We start from the raw sequence: 22728 nt of genomic DNA on the forward strand, positions 1-22728 counted from the left end.
TGGAAAGAAATTGGAATACTGATAACAAAGCGGTTTCTCGTGTTTTTAGAATCGTCCAAAAGGCTTGATAACGATCTAGCAGAAAACGCTAAACTGATGGCTCAAAAAGAAAGGCGGCCGAAGCCGCCTCCCATATTTATTAGGTTTGATTGTTATGCCATTGCAGCTGTTATTCCATACTTTTGTGATTGATGAGCTAATGCTGTATTATACTCTTCAAGTAGTGAAATATACTTGTCCTTCCAGTACGAGATTTCCTCTACGTTCTGAAGTGTAACATGGTATGATTCCTTTTTTCGCTCAAACTCTACTTGAAAATCCTCTGTGTTAAAAAGCTCAGAAAATTCCCGCGAAAAATCGTGGCGTAGTGTTACACCAATTTTGAAAATGATTTCCGGCTTAATTCGAGGTTGCCCGAACCAATTATATATTGACCTTCTGTTCACTTTCATCATACGACTTAATTCGCTTATACTGTAACCGTTGCGTCTAATTACCATTTCGATAATCTCGCCATAATGTTTTTCCATAGGTATGTTATGTTTTTCAATAGTACAAAGGTGAGAAATAATGCAACAAGTAACACGAGGATTAATACCTAAATTAGCACAGGATATTTCCTGTTTTTGAGAAATAAACTGTAATAACTTTCATTGGCTTTCGCTGTTGCATCACAAATTAACAAAGCTAACACATAAAAACAGCATTAATTTGTGAAGTAAACAAAGGATACCAGTGCTTGTTTAGTAACTATTGTTTTTTGTTATTAGGAAAAGCTAGCTTTACTGGCTTTAACTTCCGATGATAGTGGGAGGGGAAAAGAATAAAGGCTCTATTGAATCAAGAGCCTTCAGCTTGTTCTAGTATATGTTCGATGTATAATATATTGAACAATTCGGATGCCAACAAAAGAACATCGTTATGATTGTTACTTTTAATAAATTCAACTTCTTGTTTCTTATAGTTATAGTAAATTTTTTACACCAATAAAAAAACTAGCGTCCACTCTATTCCAACCAAGGAGAATGCAAAATACAATCACAAAAGTTTTTGTGGTGAAAATTCGGAATCATAAACGCGCAAACATCAGCCTTAATATTGCCAAAGGTGGTTTCCGTTTTATGTTCAAAGCCTGAAAAAAAAGTGGGTATAATTTTCTTTTTAAAATCGGTACGAGGAAATAGGGTTACAATTTCGCTTCTATGTTCATCGGAAATAGCTTCGTACCCAACACCCATTACATCTAAACCTACACCTGAGTACATAAGTGCTACTTCCGCTTCTTTATGTTCAGCAATACCTATCGTGGTATGTAAAGCAATGGCGTCCCATACTAACCTTAACTTTTCCTCGGGCAGGCCATGCCCTCTCAGGAAATCCCTGGCAGCATTAGCTCCATCGACTTCAAAGCGTAAGCTCGTACTGCTGTATTTTTTTGTTAATCCTAAATCATGAAAGACAGAAGCGATATACAATAATTCACCATCATGCTTTACCTTATTGCGTTGCGCATTTAACGATGAGAATAGAAACACCCGCAAAGAATGGTTATACAAAAATTCTGTTCCATGATCAAGGAGTAATTCTGTAGCCTGTTGAGCAATACTACTGTCAGGAATATTGATTCCTGCAACTATTTTAATCTTATTTACTGACATATTTTTTTACGTCAAAAATAGACGGTTAACCCATCGAAGGGAATGTCCGAATCTGCTATTAACATGTAAAAATCTACAGAACTTCCCGGTAGTGTTGTGGTGATTGTTTCATGTATTTTTTAAAGAAATGACTAAAATGATCCGCAGTACTGAAATTCAATTGATAAGCAATTTCCTTAATAGGCATACTTGAAAATTGCAATAAACGTTTCGCCTCTGTAATTCGATGATTATTGATTAAGACCTTTGCTGTATATCCTGAATAGCGCTTGCTAATAATAGAAAGCTGCCGCGGCGACAGAAGCAACATAGCGGCATACCGCTCGACATCATGGATCTCCATCCCTTTTTTATCAATAAGGTCGAGAAACTGAACATATTTTTGCTTATCGAGGGCATTATATCGTTCCGCATCGCTGTGATTAATATTCGCAATTTTGATCATAATAATTTTGAGAAACGCAGCCAATGCATCTTCTTTATTGATGTATTTTTCCTTCTGATACTCCAGCAATAGTGTACCAAATAAGAACATCAACTCCTTCAGCACGACACCATCGATTGGTAATGAATGGTTGATGGCTGATTGATCAAATAGTACAGATTTACAATTGCTGGCACTCTTGGGTGATTTTTCCCAAAAATCATTATCAAAAACCAACTTATAACCTTGAAATAACTCAACACCTTCGAAAGAACAAACCTCCCCACAACGAATTAGGATAACTTGCCTGTTAAATACGTCCACAGCCTGTTCATCGATCAATATAAAACCGTCTCCTTTCTCACAAAGGAATATAGTATGCGTAGTCATCCTTGTAATAGGCTGACCTTTAAGATCATCTTGTAAAACTTTCTGTATCGAAAACATATTTATATACAACAGCTAGGTGTAAGCATCGTAATTTCAACTGCCGAATAGCATTACTGTCGGCAGACAAATTTAACGATAATGGAAATGGCAATAAAGTGAATATCTTGGTTTTGAAATCAATGACAAAAAGAGGCGGTAGGTAATACTGCAAGGTAAAGTGTCCAAATTACCCCGCAACAAAGTCAGATTTACACCCGTTGTGAACTAATCAAAGTCGATAGTTTTGTACATAAACAAAAGAAAATAACATGAAAACAATATCATCACTTAGCCCGGAATCCTACGAATGAAATCAGCTGAATTTATTGCACTATCCGCTTGTACTATGATGCTTACCGCATTGGGAATTGATATTATGCTGCCTGCATTTAGTGAGATCAGGACACATTTTAATCTTCCTGCAGCATCAAATACAACGGCACAAATAATCGTATTTTTTTTCATGGGCCAGATTGCACAACTTGTTTTCGGTACACTTTCCGATCGCTTTGGTAGACTGGCTATTTTTAGAGTCGGATTTCCTTTGTACATTGTTGGTGGCATTGCCGCAACCTACGCCCCTAGCCTACACATCATGTTTGCTGCCCGCTTCTTGGCCGGTATGGGCGCATCGGCTGTTTTTACGACCGCCATTGCAGGTGTGCGCGACAGATTTGTTGGTGATAAAATGGCCAGCACCTTATCGCTGATTTTTACGATCTTTTTGTTTACACCCGTTTTTGCTCCTTTTTTGGGTTTGGCGATTTTATCCTTTTCGTCTTGGCGGGCCGTGTTCTTAACACCTCCATTATTCGCGATGGTCATCTTTGTCTGGTCTTTGCGAATGGAAGAATCACTACCTCCGGAAAGGCGAAACAGGTTGAATTGGGAGACGATCACTCAATCCCTAAAATTGATGCTGAGGAACAGCATCTTTCTAAGGTATACCCTGATTACCACATTTCTTTTCACGGGTTTAAGTTCCTGGGTTTCCAGTTCTGAACACATTTTAGGAAAAATATATGGAAAGCCTGAATTATTTGCTTGGGTCTTCGCCAGCATTGGACTTGTTGCAGCTTTGTCTGCACTTACCAATTCGCGCCTTTCGTCCAAGTTTGGTGCGAGGCGAACTATACGAGGGTTACTGATTGTTTACGGTGTGGTGGGAACACTACTGTTATTTAGTACTTTTATTTTGGGAGATCCTCCACCATTATCTTTATTCTTTATTGCCGTTGCTTTATTAATCGGCCTTAACTTAGCCGTTGAGCCAAACAGCAGTGCATTGGCAATGGAATCAATGGGAGACATGGCCGGAATGGCCTCTGCCTTGTACGGAACCTCGTTTTTCTTTATTGGAGCAGCATTAGGCTCATTCATTAGCAAGTTATTGCTTAACACGGTATTTCCTCTGGTTGTCTGCTTTTTTCTGATCGGCATTGCTACCCTTGTTTTAGTGTTTGGTGACCGAAGACCAAATGACGCACCATCTTCTTAATTTTAATTGTTTTATGATTACGAGAACGCGAAACAAAACATTAACGCATACTCCGCTTAAATTTGTATCTTTCATTTATCAAAAGGCTCTTTTATGAAATTTTTAATTTTTTTTTTGCGCTGATTCTTTCTACTGCAACGGGCTATGCCCAGCAAGCCGAGCAGACAAGCTCCAAAAAGATCCACCAGTTAAGAATCTATGAAATTTTTGACCATAACAAAGATGCGTTCCATAAAAGATTTAACGATCATGCCCTTCGCATTATGAAGTCTTATAACTTTCATATTTTAGGTATGTGGGAAGCTAAAACTGATGATAAAACCAAATTCATCTACTTATTAGAATGGCCTGATACACAAACGATGGAGACCTCTTGGAATAACTTCATGGCAGATGAAGAGTGGAAAAACATTAAGCGGGAAACGGGCAAAACCCAAGGTGTTATGGTTGGCGAAATTGAAGATATAAGAATGAATGCTGTCCCCTATTTTCCCACTTCCGGTTTATCGAATCACTTCGTTCGTGGCAACCACTAAATGCCGAAAGGACCTTCTCCTTCCGAATTAGGTTCGTTATAACTTCCGAACGTTTCGGTTTGAATAGTCGTATTGGCATGTTTACTTTTTCATATCGTTTCGGAAAATATACAACGGAACCCCTTCGAGAAAAAGAGCTGATGATGACGTACAGCAACGCGCGTGCGGTGCCGGTTAAAAGATGATTGAAAATTTCCTTTAAAAAAATTGCGTAGCTAAATAACTACATATATATTTGTAGCCAAATAACTACATAATGAATTTACGAAGAGATGTGTTTCAAGCTATAGCGGATCCGACAAGGAGAGCTATCCTATTATTACTCGCCTCGCAATCGATGACAGCGGGAGCCATAGCCTCGAACTTCGATACATCGAGGCCAACCGTATCCAAACACTTACAGATACTTACCACCTGCGAATTGCTTGCACAGGAGCAGAATGGTAGAGAGATTTATTATCACTTAAATCCTCAAAAGATGAAGGAAATCGCAGATTTTATTGAGCAATTCAGACAGTTGTGGGACGATCGCTTCAACAAATTGGAAAGTATTATGAAAAACTATAAACTAAATCAATAAAAATTATGAAACAAAAAACGCAAGTTCACGCGGAAGAAGGTAAACAGGAGTTAATGATTGTAAGAGATTTTGATTTGCCTTTGGAATTACTCTTTAAAGCCCATATCGAACCTGAAATTGTTGAACAATGGATGGGTACAACCGTCCTAAAGCTGGAAGGAAAAAAACATGGTAGCTGGCAATTTGAAACACATGATGGAAAGGGAAATATTGTATTTCGGGCCAATGGAACAATCCATGAGTTTATTCCAAATCAAAAAATCACAAGAACATTTGAAATGGAGAATACCCCTTTCGACGTTCAGCTTGAGTTTTTTAATTTCGAACCGACTACTAAAAACACCAGCAAACTTACGATACATACAATATTTAGGTCTGTCGCACTTCGCGATCAAATGTTGCAGCTACCCTTTGCTCAAGGCATCAATATGGCACATAATCGCCTACAGAACATTGTAAACACCTTAAAGTAATCAAGATGAATCAGATAAATCAGCCCGCTGGTAGGGCAGGCAAAATTATTTATTGGATTGCTACACTGTGGCTTGCATTGGGGATGCTTTCAACCGGGATCGTACAATTAATCAAAATGGAAGAGGAGGTTGATGTTACTATACATTTGGGCTATCCGGTCTATTTACTAACAATCATTGGTATTTGGAAAATGTTGGGTGTGATAACGGTACTTATTCCTAAATTTGCCTTATTAAAGGAATGGGCTTATGCGGGTTTCTTCTTTGCTATGTCAGGCGCTATATTTTCACACGTTGCAGTAGGCGATCCGATAAAAGAAATATTTCCTCCCTTACTACTTTTAATATTAACGGTAATATCTTGGTATTTCAGGCCTCCTGAAAGAAAGTTAAGTTCAGTACTAACCAATAAATAAAATCGAGTCCCTGCACAAGTGCTGGAAAAAAATTAAAACGATGAATCCTAACGTTGATTTCTTCTTCAATCAAGAACAAAAGTGGCAGAACGAATTCCGGAAATTGCGAAGAATTATACTTGACTGTCAATTGACGGAAGAGCTAAAGTGGGGTAATCCCTGCTATACGCTCCAAACCAATCCTCCCTATAACCAGCAAAAAAATATTGTTTTAATCCATGGCTTCAAAGAATATTGTGCGCTTCTATTTTTCAAAGGAGCGTTATTGCATGACACCGACCGTATCTTAATCCAACAAACGGAGAATGTACAGGCAGCACGTCAAATCCGGTTTACCCATGTTCAACAAATAATGGAAATGGAACTTCTAATAAAAGCTTATGTTTATGAAGCGGTTGAAATAGAAAAAGCTGGATTGAAAGTACATTTTAAGAAGACTAAAGATTTTGCTATTCCCGAAGAATTTCAAGATAAACTAGCTGAAATACCCACGCTAAAAGCTGCATTTGAAGCATTAACGCCTGGGCGGCAACGAGCCTATATCGTTTATTTTTCTCAACCCAAACTACATAAAACACGCATTGCAAGAATTGAAAAATATATGCCATTGATATTGAATGGAAAAGGATTAAATGATTCGTATTTTTGATTGGATTTTTTGAAAGATTTCAGTAAAAATGATTGTAATTAACCAGAAATAACATAAATATAGCATTATATGGCAACTAATAAGAAAAAGTTGGCGCCTGAACAAGCTGAAGAATTATTCAAAACATTGAAAGATCGCTTCGAAAAAAATAGGCAGCGTCACCAAGACCTTGGATGGGATAAAATAAAAACACGATTGGACGCTAATGCTGAGAAACTCTGGTCTCTTAATGAAATGGAACTAACAGGCGGTGAACCCGATGTCGTGGATATCGATAAAAAGACAGGTGAATATATTTTTTATGATTGCTCTATAGAAAGCCCTAAAGGCCGTCGAAGTATTTGTTATGACCGCACCGCGCTGGATTCCAGAAAAGAACATAAACCAAAAAACAGTGCAATGGATATGGCTACTGAAATGGGTATTGAAATGCTAACAGAAGAGCAATATCGTTTCTTACAAGAGTTGGGGAATTTCGATATGAAAACATCAAGTTGGATCATAACTCCTCCAAATATTAGAAAACTAGGAGGAGCTCTCTTTGGCGATCGCCGCTATAACCATGTCTTTTTTTATCATAATGGAGCCGATTCGTATTACGCCTCCAGAGGTTTCCGCGGTTCCTTAAGAATCTAAATAAGCAGTAATGAAGCTTTTCAGCGAAACCGATTATAAGAGTATTACAGATTATGTATCGCTTACTTCAACGGATATCGAGCAAACAATCAAAAATTTTAAATTGATTTTTTCACCAGTCAGGCATGAAGCGGTAGAGTGGAAATTGAATTTACCTCCTTTTATCAGACCCTTTTATCTGGAAATCTACAGGGATGGGAAAATTCCAAATCAACAAGAATATATAGCTAAATATAAAGCTTATAATCGCTCGCAAATGAACCAAATCTGTCTATCTAATGAGATCGCTATGGGTATAGAAGCCCGATTAATGCGCACATACCCCTCATTAGTTAGGGATTTGCATTTCACCTATTATGTTTATGAGCGCTTAGCCCATGCAAAAGTGATATACAATACCGCCCTCGATTTAAGTGAAGGTATCGATTTAATGATTAAATACAGAAATGTATATACCGCTTTTGCATTATATACACATACGGAGAACGCTGTCAATGCTCGATTCAAAAAAACTTTCGGACATAAAAGCTTTGGCAACGTGTTCTATGAAGAACTTCCGATCGATATGAATAATTGCGCAGTCGTAGGTGATTTTTTTCTATATGGGAGTGAGCCTTTACGTCAAATTGAAGAACGGATCGCGCACAATGCTGATGCAAAAATATAATTTACAGTTTGCCGGAAATAAAACATATCCTCGAACCAAATAATATTTCTATTTTTATTCAGTTATTTTTTATTTACTAAATAATTTAGCATATTTGCGCTTTAAGATAAATCCCTTATCTATATTGTTTGCTTCGTTATATGAAATTAAAGTATTCGGATTTTAGAAAACACCTAGGTATAGAAAAAATGAATGGCTCTGCAGAAGATGTGGCCGTATTAACCCATTATTTGCAAAATCACCTCGGTCAGGAGGGGATTTATAAATATGAAAAGAGGGCGCATACATTTTATGAGGTAATGCAGCAGAACATTCCTGAGATTGAGCATTTATCGTTTCAGAAACTAATGGCCCTTAAATGGGATATCCCCTTTCCTTCTCCTACAAATCCGACTTTTACTTTTATTGACCTTTTTGCCGGAATTGGTGGTTTTAGATTGGCCTTTCAAAACCTGGGTGGCAAATGTCTATTCACAAGTGAATGGGATGAGCAGGCAAAAAGGACCTACGAATGCAATTTTGGGAAAGTCCCTTTCGGCGATATCACCAAAAAATCAACAAAAGATTTTATTCCAACCGGTTTCGATATATTATGTGCTGGTTTCCCTTGTCAGGCTTTTTCAATCGCTGGAAGAAGGGGTGGTTTTGAAGACACACGAGGTACCTTGTTTTTTGATGTCGCAGAAATTATAAAAGTCCATCAACCAAAGGCCTTTTTTCTTGAAAATGTAAAGGGACTGCGAAATCACGATAAGGGAAAAACCTTAGCTACCATATTAAATGTGTTACGAAATGATCTTAATTATTATGTTCCGGAACCACAGATAGTTAATGCAAAAGATTTTGGTGTACCGCAGAATAGAGAACGCATCTTTATTGTCGGTTACCGCAAAGATCTCGGCATCGATGATTTTGAATATCCGGAATCCCTTGATGAGCAGGTGGCCGTGGAGGATATTCTTGAAGAAAAAGAAGTATCGGTAAAGTATTACCTATCGACCCAATATCTAAAAACGTTAAAGGAACATAAAGCACGCCATGAAAGTAAAGGAAATGGCTTTGGTTATGAAATCATTCCAAGGGATGGGATCGCTAATGCGGTTGTATGTGGCGGTATGGGCAGGGAACGAAATTTGATAATTGATGACCGATTGACAGATTTTACGCCGGTTACAAAAATAAAAGGCGAAGTAAATCGTGAAGGAATCCGTAAAATGACACCACGCGAATGGGCACGTCTCCAAGGTTTTCCGGATGCCTTTAAGATTTGCGTATCTGATGTGCAAGCTTATAAACAATTCGGTAATTCGGTCGCAGTGCCCGCCATACAGGCGACCGCCGCAAAATTGCTCGAAAAATTGAATACCTTAACGGAAGGGCCGCATGCAGCTATCCGGGAATAAGGGAGAATGGAGCGAACTGTACGCTTTATTCAAACTCCTAGGGGAAGGACGTTTATATGCGGGCGATAGAGAGCTGAATCAACTAGCAGATACCGGTTATCCCGTTATAAGGATACATCGATCAGAACGAGGACGTAATTTTATCTACGCGTTGAATGATGGTACTGTTCTTATTTCAGATGGTTCCGAAAAGCAACCCTTGGTCATTAGTACTGCAGCGTTTGATAAACAAGCGCAGCTCTTATTAAAAAAAATCAAATCAGAAAAAGGTGCATTCTATTACCCCGAACTTGACAATTTCCTGGCGCTCATTGGATGCCAATCGATAAAAGCAAAATCGTCTTCAAAGACGGACATCCGTATAGTTATATACGACACCAAGGTATCTAGAGAATCGGATTTGGGGTTTAGTATTAAATCCCAGCTGGGAGGCGATTCTACTCTATTGAATGCAAGCCGTACTACAAACTTTATATACCGTGTTAATGGTATTGCATTTACCGACGAAGAGATAACAGCGATTAATGCCATTAAAACTAAACGCAAAATCAAAGACCGAATAACCGAGATACAAAACAAGGGCGGTCAGTTTGAATATATCGGAATGGAAAGCGAGATTTTTGAAGGAAACCTTAAAATGCTCGAAAGTTTTCTTCCAAACATATTGGCAAATTTTCTATTAAATTTCACGTGCGGAATGGGAAGTTCAGTTCAATCGCTTACTGAGATAGCAAGCCTTTCCAATCCGCTAGGATTCAATATGCATTATGCGCATGCGTTTTATGCATATAAAATAAAGCGTTTTTTGACAGACATCGCGTTGGGAATGATGCCAGCAACCGTATGGAGTGGAAGATACGATGCCACAGGAGGTTATCTAGTGATAAAAGGAGATGGAGAGATGCTTTGTTATCCTATTTACAACAAAAACGAATTCGAAGATTACCTCTATCATAACACCAAACTCGAAACGGCAAGTAGTACCCGACATAACTTCGGAAAGCTATATCGGGAAGAAGGGGATTATCGTTTCAAATTGAATTTACAGATCCGGTTTAAATGAGGGAGTAATAGCTCAAGGTATTTTTACTTCCCTGGCAGTTTCCACATAAAGCAGAATCTGATTAACAACACGTGGAAGATTTCTTTTAACTTCGTCTGACCAAAAGCGGAAAACCGTATAGCCCATTTCGCTAAGTCGGTGGTGATCAATACGATCTTTTTGCATATTACGTTCGATTTTAGGTATCCAAAACGCTTGGTTGCTTTTTATTTGATGTTTATTCTTTTCCCAGTTATAGCCATGCCAAAATTCACCGTCAACAAAAATTGCCAGTCGGTATTTTTTTATAACAATATCCGGTTTTCCGGGCAATGTTTTATCGTGCAATCGGAAACGAAGATTTTTTGACCAAAGTGCACGACGCAGAATCAATTCCGGTTTAGAGTTTTTACCTTTTACTCTCGACATGTTGTAGCTGCGCTGCTGCGTCGTATAAAAACCCGCAGCCTCTTCGAATCGAGGTACCTTAATAGCTTTTTCGCCCGCTGGATCAACTACCATAACACAAATATAACGTTCTTTGTGGATGCTTGTTTTAAATGGATTTGATTGAAGCTAATCCGTACGGGTTTCTTCCTTTAACAGATATGCCTTCATTTTCCTTCTATTTTGCCTGGATCGATAAGCGCATATTTAATGGATCTACGATTATAAGTATAGGTAATATGAACTAAACCATCCGAAGACTGAATGACTGCAGGATAAGCGTATCCATCATCTATAGGACGCTTCTCTAAGGTAAGAACCGGCTTCCAATCTTTCCCGTTATTGGAGATCGCCACATTAAGCATATTTCTTCCTTTTGGTTCTTCTCCTTTCTTTGTTGTGTGGTTATAAACAAGTAACTGTCTACCATCTTTTAATGTGACCGCATCCGTACCTGAATTGGGATTAGGCAGTTGCATCGCCGTCAACTTGCTCCAAGTCTTTCCTTGATCGTTCGACCAACTTTGTACAAGTACATCTTGGGCTGTTCGGCATACAACTTGTAGTTTTCCGTCTGGATAGGTTAAAATACTCGGTTGAATGGCATCAAAGTCCTCACCGTCATTGATAGGGCCGATCACTTGCCAAGTTTCCCCCAAATCCTTACTGATTTCAAAATATACTTGCCATTTAATTCCATTGCTTGTACCGGGGCTTTCTATGCTCGTTGGATTAATGATGGTTCCATCGCTTAGTTGAACGGGTTTATTCTTAATCGGGCCTAGTAAATGCCCCACCTTCTGGTCTTCTCCCAATTTTCTAGGTATGGACCATGAACGGCCGTTATCGGTGGATGTCATAACCATACCCCACCATTTTTGCGGGCTTGGACCAATTTTATAGAATAACATTAAAGGTCCTTCTTTTGGCTGAAATAGCACTGGATTCCAACAAGGATAGCGTAAGGAATCGTTGATATAGCCATTCACGACTTCCACCGGCCAACTCCACTGTCCATCGATCAGATGAGCAACTCGAATACCTACATCATTATTACCTTCTTCAGTACCTGAAAAAAAGGCACTTAGCAAACCAGATGATGTTTCAACGATCGTTGAGGCATGACATTGAGGAGTGGGTTTGTGATCTAACGGATAAATTAACCCCCCTTTAAGATAAGCCCCTTGTCCTGGCGATGACAAAGATGGGGTATCTGCAGATTGACCATAAGTTGTGACGGACACAAAGCAAAGAAGGCAAAGACGAAGGAATTTCATAAAAATATTAATTTGAAATAGTTGATAAACTTAACACACTATCATTACAAAAGCGAATCGCTTTTGTACAATATTAATGATTTTCATATTTATTCAACCTATCATCTCTTTGATCGTCAATTGCTCAACGAGAAACCTCCGTTCGCTCTCCAGTGCTTCCCGTTTCTTTATTTATTGTTTATACGTCCTCCGTCTTTCGACTTCGAACGAATAAATCGAACGGAGTAATCGACGATGTATAACGAATACGGAGATAGATCTGATTTCGATTTCACAATTATACAAATTAATAAAGGACATTTATTTAATCTATTAACTCATTGAAATTCTTTCACTTGCCCTACCGATATTCACTGGTTAATTTGGGGATCGCTATCAGCTAATTCATTTAAATTTCACATAATTTCCTCAACAATAACACATAACAACCTAAATATGAGCTCTTTTTGTGCATCCATCTTTTAATCATATTATCACGTAACTTATATCTTTACATTAACTAGTTAGACGCTAAATCCTATTTAATGATCAAAGAACGTAACATAAAAAAAATTGCTGTGATTGGCGCTGGCCCTTCAGGCTTATCCACTGCCTATTTTTTACGGAATAAGTCATTGCAAGTCGAGTTAATTGAATCGTCAAAAACGATAGGGGGATTGGCACAATCACTTAATCTTTGGGGAGAACAGGTGGAACTCGGAGCTCATTTCTTAGCTTATGATGAATGTGAAGCATCAAAACGTATGATTGATGAGCTGTTTCTAAATGGAGAACCTATTTTATATAAAAGAAATACCTATATCCAAACGGAATCTTTTCAACTGTTCAGTTATCCGCCCAAATTCATCGATATTTTCAAAAATCTGAACCTTCAAGCTTTGCTAAAAGCAGGTTTGTTTTATTTCAAAGCAAAATTTAACATCAAATTGGCACAAAATGCCAAAGAGGCACTTATTGGGCATTTTGGGATATACCTATATAAACTTTTTTTCCATAACTACACGATCAAACTCTGGGGTAAACCCTGCGAAGACCTGGATCTATGTTTTTACCAAACGATGCTCCCTTTTCGCAGCAAGAATCTTCGCGCTCATATTAAGACGAAAAGGAAACGCGTTGTTTATTTTCAAGACGGAATACAGGATTTATGGAAACGAGTTTACAATAATTGTTTAAACAACGATGTAAAATTCCGTTTCGAAAGCCATATTAAATTATTTAAAAAGAGAGATTACTCGATCGATATTATCTTCGAAGATGGTAGTTACCTTAATTATGACTACGTGATTTCAACATTACCCAACCACCAAAATAGAAAGTTTTTCAGTCTACCCCACAAACACAACTATCTATATAGAGATCTACTATTGGTTTATCTCAAAGTTAATCAGTCGCACCTCTTAAACGGTCATTGCCTTTACATTCATAATACAAAAGCGCAAGCTGTTAGGCTTGTAGACTTCTCGCATTTCCCAGGAAAAAAAAATGTATCAAATATCGTCTTACTCGAATATTGGATCGATCGTAATACATTAATAACATGTGCCGACGAATATATAGTCAACATGGCCCATAAAGACATTGAACAGATGAAATTGAATATTAGCTACGAAGATTTTTTTATAAAACGCATTCCTAACGCTTACAGAATCCCTGAACTGGGTATTACTAAAACGCTAAATCAAGAAAAACAGGATTTCGATGATAAACTCTTTTTATCGATAGGCAGGAGTAACAGTCCGTTTTTCAACTATGGGATGGATAATGCCATTCATGAGGCATATGAAGTCAGCAAAAAATTTTAACCGTCTAAAAACTTAACGATTATGAAAAGTGTAGTTTTAGGAGCATCTGGCTTTTTAGGACAAGCCTGTGTCATTGAATTATTGAACCGAGGAGATGATGTAATCGCCTTTGATTTGACTTCAAAAAAAGTGAAGTTTAATGATGATGAACATGAGGGAACAATTACTTATGTAACAGGGGATATACAAGACAGAAGTAAATTATTGGAAGTTTTTGAGGGAGTAGATGAGGTTTACCTGCTCGCAGGTAAACTAGGGACATCAGAGCTCAATGCATCACTTAGAAACGCAATTGCTGTTAATATCATTGGTGCGATTGATGTTTTCGATGCTGCACTTACACGTCGCGTGCCACGTGTACTCTTAGCTTGTAAGCCGAATGCCTGGCTCAACGTATATACCATTACAAAACATACCGCTGAAAAAATCGCTCATCTTTATTCACGCTATAATCCTATACAAATTAGCACGCTATGTTATTTCAATTTATTTGGTCCCAGCCAAAAACTATACCCGATACGTAAAATTATACCTGTTTTTGCAGCACAGGCGATTAGAGGACTTCCTATACAAGTATATGGGGATGGATTACAAACAGTAGATATGCTTTACTCTAAAGATGCTGCAAAAATTACCGTAGATATTATGCGCCATAAGTTTAATCCGAATACGTTAGATTGCGGAACTGGAAGAGCTATGACCGTGATAGAAGTCGCACAATCTGTTAATGACTATTTCAATAATGCAGCCGGTTTATCCTTTGTACCCATGCGAAACGGAGAATCCCCCAACACACACCTCGTTGCTAATATTTCTGCACTTGAAAATACGATAGGCTCTATTCAGTTTACACCTTATCAAGAGGCATTAGCAGCGACACTCGCCTATTATGAAAATATACGAGAACATGAAATCGATACGGCTTTGAACTACTTTGGAATAAAACAAACCTTCGATGTTTTATGGACTTAGCCAACAAAAAAATAGCGATTATCATCGCGCATCCTGATGATGAGGCTATTGGTTGCGGCGGATTCATAAATAAAGCTTCGACCATTGGGGCCACTTCTCGAGTGATTTTGCCGACAAGGCGCATTGACCCGCGAGGCATCAAACATTGGGATGAATTAGTTAAGCAATTCCATGATTCTTGCAAACTGCTGGGTGCTGAAGCAATAGTAACACCGCATGCGACCGATGACTTATTTGCGGAACAGTTCATACCCCAAATTGTACAAGAAATTGATCCTCATATTCAATGGGCAGATATTATCTTAACACATTGGCATGGAGATATGCATCAAGCGCATCAAGCCCTCTCTCGGGCCGTTGAATTATGCACTCGTCCATTTCGAAGACACAAAACGGTACTATGTTTCGAAATTGCAACGGCAACCGACCAACCTTATTTCCAGACATTTTCGCCTAATTGTTTCGTTGTTTTAGATGAAATCGATGTACAAAAAAAAATAGATGCTATGCGATATTATGACACGGAACAGATCGCGGGTCGTTTTGCCGAAAATTTAAAGCATCAGCTAAGTTATCGTGGAAATCAAATAGGTACGTCCTACGCGGAAAGTTTCATGCTGATGCGTCATTTTATTTACTGATTATGTTATCTAGATTCATCGCATTTTTGATGCTCATTATTACCATTCCTATTCTCTTAGTTATTGGATTTGCTATTAAGATAGGTTACCCCGGTCCGCTTTTTTATAGCCAAATACGCGAAGGCAAAAATGGGAAAGCTTTTCGCATATGGAAACTACGCACAATGGTTAAAAATTCGAAGGAGCTTTTGGACAACCTATTATTAAAGGACAAGGATAGGGTTGCCGAGTGGATGGATTTCGGTCATCTTAAAAATGATCCACGTATCGCTGGTCCAATCGGACGCTTTGCACGGAAGTCAAACCTAGACGAGCTGCCTCAACTTTGGAATATCTGTAGAGGAGAGATGGCTTTTATAGGTCCTCGTCCATTGGAGCTCTTCTTAGCGGAACAACTTGCCCCGCGAGTAAGAGCAATACGCAACACGGCGCTACCTGGCTTAACAGGATTGTGGCAGATTGGATTTCGCGACGAGGTTAACATACAACAAATGCAACGTTATGATTTACTATACATTAGATGTCAGGGTTTGCCTATCGATTTCTATATTCTATGGAGAACGGTAATCATGGGGTGGAAGAAAAACTAGTTCTTGAAGATGGAAAGCATGGGATTAAAGAAAAACCCGAAAATAGCAATTGTGCACGATTGGTTAGTAATGCTGGGAGGTGCTGATCGTGTATTATTGCAGATCATTGCCTGTTATCCGCAAGCCGATCTTTTTTGTTTGGTTGAAGGGTTACCCCCGGATATTCGTACCAAGTTCCCATCGAACATCAAAACAACGTTTATTCAGAAGCTACCTCGCTCGAAAAAATGGTATTGGTATTATGCCCCCTTCATGCCCATGGCCATCGAACAGCTTGACTTAACTGAATATGATTTAGTTCTATCCTGCAGTCACGCATTTGCTAAAGGCGTAATTATTCATCCAAATCAACTGCATATTGCTTATATACATTCGCCCATGCGATTCGTCTATGATTTGCAATTCGATTACTATCAAAATTTTTCCTTCGAAAAGGGACTAAAACGTTGCCTTGCGTCTTTTATATTTCATCAACTTAGGATATGGGATGCACATACGATCCATGGTGTTGATCATTTGATTGCCAACTCAAATTTCGTTCGCAGGCGTATTGTAAAATGTTATAGAAGAGACTCAGAACTTATTTATCCTGGTATAGAAACGGGTCGTTTTAAACTTAGCGTTCATAAACAATCCTATTACTTAGCAGGATCATTCATGACCCCTTTTAAACGATTGGATCTTATTATTGAATCGTTTAACAAAATGCCTGATAAAAAGCTGCTCTTATTTGGTGCTGGTCCGCAGCAAAAAAAGTTAAAAAAAATGGCTGCGAGTCATATTATCTTTTTAGATATCGTATCAGATAATGAATTGGTGACCTTGTTACAAAACGCCCGTGCATTCATTTTTGCGGCTACGGAGGACTTTGGCATGTTAATGGCAGAAGCCCAAGCCTGCGGCACGCCCGTTATTGCGTACGGAAAGGGCGGGTCGACGGAAATTATACAGGACATAGCCGTTTCACCTGAGCCAACTGGTGTCCTTTTCCATGAACTAAGCGCTGAAAGTATTCAACAGGCTGTCCTTCTTTTCGAAAACAGCACGGGTTGTATTTCTCCACTCAACTGTAGAAAAAATGCGCTTCGCTTTGACGTTGCCAACTTTAAACAACAATATATAGAAACGGTCCAGAAGCACTGGGATCAGTGGTTAATAAGTAAAGATGCCATCGGCTAGACTTGGTGCGCTTTGCCATCCACCATTTCCCATTATTTAACGAAAGCATAATCCCCTCAACAAAGATCGGACTCACCGCAAAATGAGTAAAAAGCTAATTACCTTTTTATTTTTTTATTTAAATTGGCAAATAAGTGGCTTATATAATTTTCAACAAGTCAATACATACCTTAGATAAAGAAAATGATCACTGCAACAGATTTATGGAAAAAAAAAGCAGTGCTTTGGCATATCCTGGGCTGGCTTATTCTCATTACATATGAAGTAAGTTTTATAATCGCATTGAATGTGGGGTTAACCCTGGATCGAGCCATTTGCTCATATAGTCTTGCTATTGGTTTATTTTATTTCCACGCTCACTGGGTGTTGACTCGGGAGAACCGATATTGGTTATTTTTATTTATACCGCTTGAAATTGTAGGTTACTATGCAATCCAGACACTTTTTCTATACTTAGGGGTCGATACCGAAAACGAGGGACGCTATAATTTCAATATATTATTGATTAAACATAGCTATCGTGCCCTTTTCTTTATCATGCTTAGCACAGTATATTGGATTTTTATCAATGCACTGCGGAAACATCAACAGATAGCCAAGCTAGAACAGGAGCGCATTGAGAACGAACAAAAGCAAGGAGATTTAAGAATAAAATTAATGAAATCACAAAACGCTAAATTGCGTACGCAAATCGAGCCCCATTTTATCTTTAACACGATGAATTTTATCTACGATGCGGTAGAAGGTGTATCAGAAAAAGCAGGTGAAACAATTTTACTTTTATCCGATATGATGCGTTATGCATTACAACGAACAGATGACGATTACGAGGTTCCCTTGCAAATGGAACTGGAACATATACAAAAGCTCATCAGGATAAACAATATAAGAACTAATGGTAAGCTTAACATCGATTTACAAATCGATCTTGGGAACCATCGTATAGAGGAGTTAAGAACACTCCCGCTCTTATTCATTACTTTTGTAGAGAACATGTACAAACATGGCGATTTAACAGACCAGCAGGCACCAGGGGTTGTCTATGTGATTGCTAAGCACAACGAGTTTGTATTTAAAACCTGGAATAAAAAACGAGCCCATATGCCTCTTAGGGGAACTTCTGTCGGAATTTCAAATGCCAGGGATAGGCTACAGAATTTTTACAACGAACAATTTAGCCTATCTATTAAAAACGGAGCTCATGACTATTTAGTCGATCTCACCATTAAAAATCACATATGATACGTTGCTATATAATTGACGATGAAGAAGCTTCATTAAGCTTGTTAAGTAAATTTATAAACAAAACCCCTGCACTGCAACTTGAAGGATCTTCCCTTAACCCACTAAATGCCCTGCAAAAGTTTCAACAAAATGAAATCAATCCTGACATTACCTTTTTGGATATTAACATGCCTGAAATATCTGGTTTGGAACTGGCCAATTTAATTGGTCAATATACCCATATAGTCTTCACAACAGCCCATACACAATATGGGATGGAAGCTTTTGATCGCGACGCAATTGATTATATTGCTAAACCTTTTGGTTATGAACGCTTTTTAAAAGCAATATCGCGTTATCAAAAGCTACACCAAAGCAATCAAGTTTCCCATAAAAAGGAAAATTATTTTTTTATTAGAAATGATACGAAGGGAAAGCTGACACGCGTGTTAATTGATGAAATTCTATATATTGAATCAACAGCCAATTTCATCACTATCCACACAAGCACAGAAAAACATACCACCTACCTGACATTAACCGAAGCAGAAGCCCACTTAGCCGCTCATGATTTTGTGAGGGTCCATAAATCCATTATAGTTAATCCGAAAAATATCAAATCGGTCGAAGGCAGTAAAATTCTGCTCCATAATGATGCGACAATTACAGCCGGCACAAGTTATAGAAAGGCATTAACAGGAACAATCAATCAAAGTCTCTTGATTTCCAAACGACGCAGTTGATCCCTTTGTTTTAGTTCAATGCCCCACCCTACAAAGAGAGTGGGGTAAAACCATTATTTTGCGGAAAGTAAGTCAAAAATACGCTTTCCGATATCGCTGTTTTGCATAAAGCCTGTAAAATTCGAAGCTCCCGGCCCATAACTATAAACAGGAATTGGAGCTCCCGTATGATCGTTGGTAATAAACTCACCTAACACAAAACCCTGCTCATAATCGCCGTCTACCAATACCAATCCACCGGTTTCGTGATCGGAAGTTACGACCACTAAGGTGCCCTCGTACTTATCGGCGTACTGTAAAGCTTTCCCTAATATCCGATCAAAGCTCAAATACTCATCGATGCATTGCGCGATTTTATTGTTGTGACCTCCACCATCTATTTTGGCGCCCTCTACCATCATGAAAAACTGATCACTCTGCTTCTCCATCCGACCAAGTGCTTGGTCGAAGGCCTCCTCCAACATATGATAATTACTTGCGGGATCATCCTGTGCCAAACAGATAAGCTGTTGATTGCTTGGTACACTTTCAATGCCTTGTAAACCATTTTGAATAATAGTACCTTTTGTAATCAATTGTCGTTTCAAGTCGGCACTATCTGCAACTAAGCTCGGGTGGCTTCCACCGATAAAGAGTTTTACCGGGCTTTTCAAAATATCGTAAGCAATAGCCGTCGAATGATCACGTTCGCTTTGATGAGCAAAGAAAGAGGCAGGGGTAGCTCCCGTAAGTTTGTCATTTGTTAAAATAGCGCTTGGTATTTGCAAATTATTCAACTTTTCCGGTAAATTAGGTAAAGCCTTACCGATACTATCATTCCCTATGTAGCGATTGCGTGTCTTTTCCCCTGTAGCAAAAGCAGTGGCTCCCGCTGCAGAATCCGTATTATAATCATCCGCAGGGGCGGTATTCTGAAAACCGATATGCCTAAATTGTGTCATATGCAATTGCCCTCCATTAATCGTCGCTGCTGCCCATTGCTGATTGAAACCCGCTCCATCGCTAATGAGCAAGATCACTCTCTTTACTTTCTCTTGCCTACCATCATGCTTATAACTGGGCAGGTATACTGCGTGCTTGCTCTTTCGTCGGTAGCTGTTCACGCTATACTTATTTAAAAAAACAGCTAAAGCATTAGGTGAATCGGTATTTAAATAATCGACTCCTAGCTTTATAAAGGCTTGCCAAGTCGTTTTGGTGTCCGGACAACCCCAAAATCGTACGGGTTTACCAAGAGCATGTACCGAATCAACGAAATGCTTGACCCTTCCCCGTTCGGGTTCAGTTATCCTACCTAGTCCGTTCCAAGTGCTGAATGCCTGAAAAGGGGCACTGTAGAAAGCGACTCTTTTAAGCTGCTCATCGTTGTAATGAGTCTGAGCGCGCCCATCAAAATAAAATATCGAATCAAAATCTTGGAAGCGCCCGGGATCAGGCATATTACCACTGATCACTAAACGCACGGCATCTGGATTCCTGTTTACATCGAAATAGGTTCGTATGGGAGCAAGTTGCTGCTCTAATATTTTCAATGCAGGTTCTCCTTGTGTTTTTAAATCGATCAAAAACTGTAGCTTCCCTCCTTCTGGATAGACTTTACCATGATGTAACGCGATCTCATGCAGTAAAGGTTTGATGTATAACGCTTGAAGCGTATGCCCTGGTTTTATCTGTCCTTCTTCATGTGCTACATAAAGTGAATCATTTTTCAGAAACACATCAATTTCGATCGATGCAAACCGATTCGCGTAGGCCGTATAAAAAGGTTGGGCCTGTAAATAATCATTGTGTGAATGCGCATTTTTGTTAACCGAGTATGATTGCGCTTGCGCAAACAGCCCGACACTTATCAGGCTGCATAAACATATCCATTTCTTACTGTTCATTTAATACTTATAATTACGGTTGAAACCAAACTTTTGTATTATGAGTCGGCATGGTACCTCCCATCGTTTCATTTACCCATTTGATCAGGTTTGGATTGTTTTGTTCATTGTCCGAATAAACATACCGAACCGGGATCGGGGCCAAAACCGAGGGACCGGGCTTTAACTGTGGATAACCCGTACGTCGCCAAGAAGCCCAGGCCTCGTAACCATTTAAAAAAGCATCGATCCATTGCTGTTGAGCAATTTGCTTCAAAGCGGTTTCTTCTTGAAGTGCCATATCGGTACGCGCCAAGAAGATAGTTGCCTCGGTTGAACTAATATAAGGCGTTTCCTCATTGGATACTTGGCCCACTTGTGGCCATTTAGCCAACGAAGCGGCAACCCCCGCTAAATAAACGGTCGCAGCATCTCCTTCAACCCCCATATTTCTTACAATCGCTTCTGCTTTAAGGAGTAAAAGTTCACTATAAGAAAAAAGGAATGCTCTGTTTTCCTTTCTGATTCGTTTACCTAAAACAGAGAAATCGTCTTTATTTAAGCCTCTTTGCTCATATAGTGCACTCTGTTCCAATGAACTCAATCCAACCTGCTGACCACGATAAATATAAGAAGCCGCCGGGTTATTACGATGCGCATTGAACGAATTTTTAGTTGGAGCTACATAAATTTTCAACCTTGGGTCCGCCACATTTTGCAACATGTTTACCATTGCTTCACTAACTCTGTCGTTTCCGTCGAAGTTTACACCGCTACCATCGCTTGGCGGATTAAGGATAAACCATTGGTAAAGATTCGCATTATTATTATATACCAGTGTAGCCTGATCTTCCACTTTCTCAAATATCGGATATTCTGATGGGTTATTAAAAATGGCGCTTATTGCAGCTGAAACATCCCCCTTTTGAGATTGACGCATTAATATTCTCACTTTTAACGAATTCGCGAATTTGCGCCAAGCATGGATATTACCATTATAGAGAATATCGCGATTGACCGTTAAAGAGGGATCGGCATTTTTTAACAATTGATTAGCCTGCTCCAAATCAGCCAGCATCAACCCATATACCTCTCGTTGCGCCTGATAATGCGGAAATTCGAGCCCTGCAACATCACCTTTTCCAGCCTCATTATAAGGAATATCGCCATAAGCATCGCTCATTATTGATAAAATATAAACTTTACAAATCAGGGAAACAGCCTCGTAATGGGGCATTTGATTTTGCTGCGCAAGTAACCCTAATTGATTCACATCTTTTATAAGTCGCATCGCACCGTTCCATTCCTCGCGAAAAGAAGCGCCGGTTAGGTTATATCGTCCATCTTCTTCACTGGTTCCACCCAAATAAGCAATATGTTGAACGAATTGCCCTGCCCTACTTCCTCCGCTGGCAGTCATTGTACTAACGGCCCCACTGATGATAGGAGGTAATAACATCTCGGGAGGTACGATAGCTGGATTATTGGGATTAATATTAATTTCTTCAAAATCTTTACACGATCCGAAAGTAAGTGAAAGGATCGATAGGGAAAAATAGATCAACTTCTTCATA

General features: G+C 39.0%; 24 protein-coding genes. 17 read left to right on the plus strand and 7 right to left on the minus strand.

Translation table 11 applies throughout. The features are described 5' to 3' along the window. Nucleotides 1-152: 152 nt before the first annotated feature. The 3 genes from RYH73_RS01790 to RYH73_RS01800 all read right to left on the minus strand — a co-directional run bounded on the left by RYH73_RS01790 (nt 153) and on the right by RYH73_RS01800 (nt 2472). Complete coding sequence (locus RYH73_RS01790; RefSeq protein ID WP_335311540.1) at nt 153-530, minus strand: hypothetical protein; 378 nt, start codon at nt 528-530, stop codon at nt 153-155. Between the two features lie 477 nt (nt 531-1007). Next, the gene (locus RYH73_RS01795; RefSeq protein ID WP_335311541.1) at nt 1008-1658 is read right to left on the minus strand and encodes an HD domain-containing protein; all 651 of its coding nucleotides are present in this window, start codon (nt 1656-1658) and stop codon (nt 1008-1010) included. A gap of 73 nt (nt 1659-1731) precedes the next feature. Beyond that, nucleotides 1732-2472 (minus strand): helix-turn-helix domain-containing protein, encoded by a 741-nt coding sequence (locus tag RYH73_RS01800; protein WP_335311542.1) that lies wholly within the window; start codon nt 2470-2472, stop codon nt 1732-1734. Between the two features lie 346 nt (nt 2473-2818). Between RYH73_RS01800 and RYH73_RS01805 the strand changes: the two genes are divergently transcribed. From RYH73_RS01805 to RYH73_RS01850, 10 genes are all read left to right on the plus strand, one after another. Then, nucleotides 2819-4009: an MFS transporter gene (locus tag RYH73_RS01805; RefSeq protein WP_335311543.1), complete on the plus strand. Its 1191-nt coding sequence runs from the start codon at nt 2819-2821 to the stop codon at nt 4007-4009. A 62-nt stretch (nt 4010-4071) separates the two neighbouring features. Further along, complete coding sequence (locus tag RYH73_RS01810) at nt 4072-4545, plus strand: NIPSNAP family protein (protein WP_335311544.1); 474 nt, start codon at nt 4072-4074, stop codon at nt 4543-4545. Between the two features lie 256 nt (nt 4546-4801). Beyond that, a complete protein-coding gene (locus RYH73_RS01815; RefSeq protein ID WP_335311545.1) occupies nt 4802-5125 on the plus strand; it encodes an ArsR/SmtB family transcription factor in 324 nt (107 codons plus the stop codon). Nucleotides 5126-5130: 5 nt separating this feature from the next. Continuing rightward, nucleotides 5131-5598 (plus strand): SRPBCC family protein, encoded by a 468-nt coding sequence (locus RYH73_RS01820; protein WP_335311546.1) that lies wholly within the window; start codon nt 5131-5133, stop codon nt 5596-5598. 5 nt (nt 5599-5603) lie between these two features. Next, nucleotides 5604-6014: a DoxX family protein gene (locus RYH73_RS01825; protein ID WP_335311547.1), complete on the plus strand. Its 411-nt coding sequence runs from the start codon at nt 5604-5606 to the stop codon at nt 6012-6014. Between the two features lie 40 nt (nt 6015-6054). Continuing rightward, a complete protein-coding gene (locus RYH73_RS01830) occupies nt 6055-6663 on the plus strand; it encodes a YdeI/OmpD-associated family protein (protein WP_335311548.1) in 609 nt (202 codons plus the stop codon). A 69-nt stretch (nt 6664-6732) separates the two neighbouring features. Beyond that, nucleotides 6733-7299 carry a DUF4256 domain-containing protein gene (locus RYH73_RS01835; protein WP_335311549.1) on the plus strand — a complete coding sequence of 189 codons (567 nt, stop codon included), beginning with the start codon at nt 6733-6735 and terminating at the stop codon, nt 7297-7299. Between the two features lie 10 nt (nt 7300-7309). Beyond that, nucleotides 7310-7966: a hypothetical protein gene (locus RYH73_RS01840; RefSeq protein ID WP_335311550.1), complete on the plus strand. Its 657-nt coding sequence runs from the start codon at nt 7310-7312 to the stop codon at nt 7964-7966. A 140-nt stretch (nt 7967-8106) separates the two neighbouring features. Further along, entirely contained in the window at nt 8107-9369 is a 1263-nt protein-coding gene (locus RYH73_RS01845; protein WP_335311551.1) for a DNA cytosine methyltransferase, read from the plus strand. Beyond that, nucleotides 9350-10432: an HpaII family restriction endonuclease gene (locus tag RYH73_RS01850; RefSeq protein ID WP_335311552.1), complete on the plus strand. Its 1083-nt coding sequence runs from the start codon at nt 9350-9352 to the stop codon at nt 10430-10432. The genes RYH73_RS01845 and RYH73_RS01850 overlap by 20 nt, the downstream gene beginning before the upstream one ends. 12 nt (nt 10433-10444) lie before the next feature. Here RYH73_RS01850 and RYH73_RS01855 read toward each other — a convergent pair whose 3' ends face one another. Together RYH73_RS01855 and RYH73_RS01860 are read right to left on the minus strand one after the other, a co-directional pair. Next, nucleotides 10445-10933, minus strand: a complete 489-nt coding sequence (locus RYH73_RS01855; protein WP_335311553.1) for a very short patch repair endonuclease — start codon at nt 10931-10933, stop codon at nt 10445-10447. Between the two features lie 92 nt (nt 10934-11025). Next, nucleotides 11026-12135, minus strand: coding sequence for a sialidase family protein (locus RYH73_RS01860; RefSeq protein WP_335311554.1), 1110 nt, complete (start codon nt 12133-12135; stop codon nt 11026-11028). A gap of 524 nt (nt 12136-12659) precedes the next feature. Between RYH73_RS01860 and RYH73_RS01865 the strand changes: the two genes are divergently transcribed. From RYH73_RS01865 to RYH73_RS01895, 7 genes are all read left to right on the plus strand, one after another. After that, nucleotides 12660-13940 carry a protoporphyrinogen/coproporphyrinogen oxidase gene (locus RYH73_RS01865; protein WP_335311555.1) on the plus strand — a complete coding sequence of 427 codons (1281 nt, stop codon included), beginning with the start codon at nt 12660-12662 and terminating at the stop codon, nt 13938-13940. 21 nt (nt 13941-13961) lie between these two features. Beyond that, nucleotides 13962-14912: an NAD-dependent epimerase/dehydratase family protein gene (locus tag RYH73_RS01870; protein ID WP_335311556.1), complete on the plus strand. Its 951-nt coding sequence runs from the start codon at nt 13962-13964 to the stop codon at nt 14910-14912. After that, nucleotides 14903-15553: a PIG-L deacetylase family protein gene (locus RYH73_RS01875; protein ID WP_335311557.1), complete on the plus strand. Its 651-nt coding sequence runs from the start codon at nt 14903-14905 to the stop codon at nt 15551-15553. Before RYH73_RS01870 ends, RYH73_RS01875 begins: the two co-directional genes overlap by 10 nt. Before the next feature lie 2 nt (nt 15554-15555). Beyond that, complete coding sequence (locus RYH73_RS01880) at nt 15556-16143, plus strand: sugar transferase (RefSeq protein ID WP_335311558.1); 588 nt, start codon at nt 15556-15558, stop codon at nt 16141-16143. A gap of 9 nt (nt 16144-16152) precedes the next feature. Further along, nucleotides 16153-17322, plus strand: a complete 1170-nt coding sequence (locus RYH73_RS01885) for a glycosyltransferase (protein WP_335311559.1) — start codon at nt 16153-16155, stop codon at nt 17320-17322. Between the two features lie 183 nt (nt 17323-17505). Continuing rightward, nucleotides 17506-18564: a sensor histidine kinase gene (locus RYH73_RS01890; protein ID WP_335311560.1), complete on the plus strand. Its 1059-nt coding sequence runs from the start codon at nt 17506-17508 to the stop codon at nt 18562-18564. Next, nucleotides 18561-19289, plus strand: a complete 729-nt coding sequence (locus RYH73_RS01895) for a LytR/AlgR family response regulator transcription factor (protein WP_335311561.1) — start codon at nt 18561-18563, stop codon at nt 19287-19289. The genes RYH73_RS01890 and RYH73_RS01895 overlap by 4 nt, the downstream gene beginning before the upstream one ends. Before the next feature lie 53 nt (nt 19290-19342). On the opposite strand, the gene RYH73_RS01900 is transcribed toward RYH73_RS01895, so the two are convergent. After that, on the minus strand, nt 19343-21175 hold the full coding sequence (locus RYH73_RS01900) for an alkaline phosphatase (protein ID WP_335311562.1): 1833 nt from the start codon (nt 21173-21175) through the stop codon (nt 19343-19345). Between the two features lie 13 nt (nt 21176-21188). Continuing rightward, on the minus strand, nt 21189-22727 hold the full coding sequence (locus RYH73_RS01905) for a SusD/RagB family nutrient-binding outer membrane lipoprotein (RefSeq protein ID WP_335311563.1): 1539 nt from the start codon (nt 22725-22727) through the stop codon (nt 21189-21191). Nucleotide 22728 lies beyond the last annotated feature (1 nt).

Origin of the sequence: Olivibacter sp. CPCC 100613 (assembly GCF_036959255.1) — a bacterium.
Taxonomy (GTDB): Bacteria; Bacteroidota; Bacteroidia; order Sphingobacteriales; family Sphingobacteriaceae; genus Olivibacter.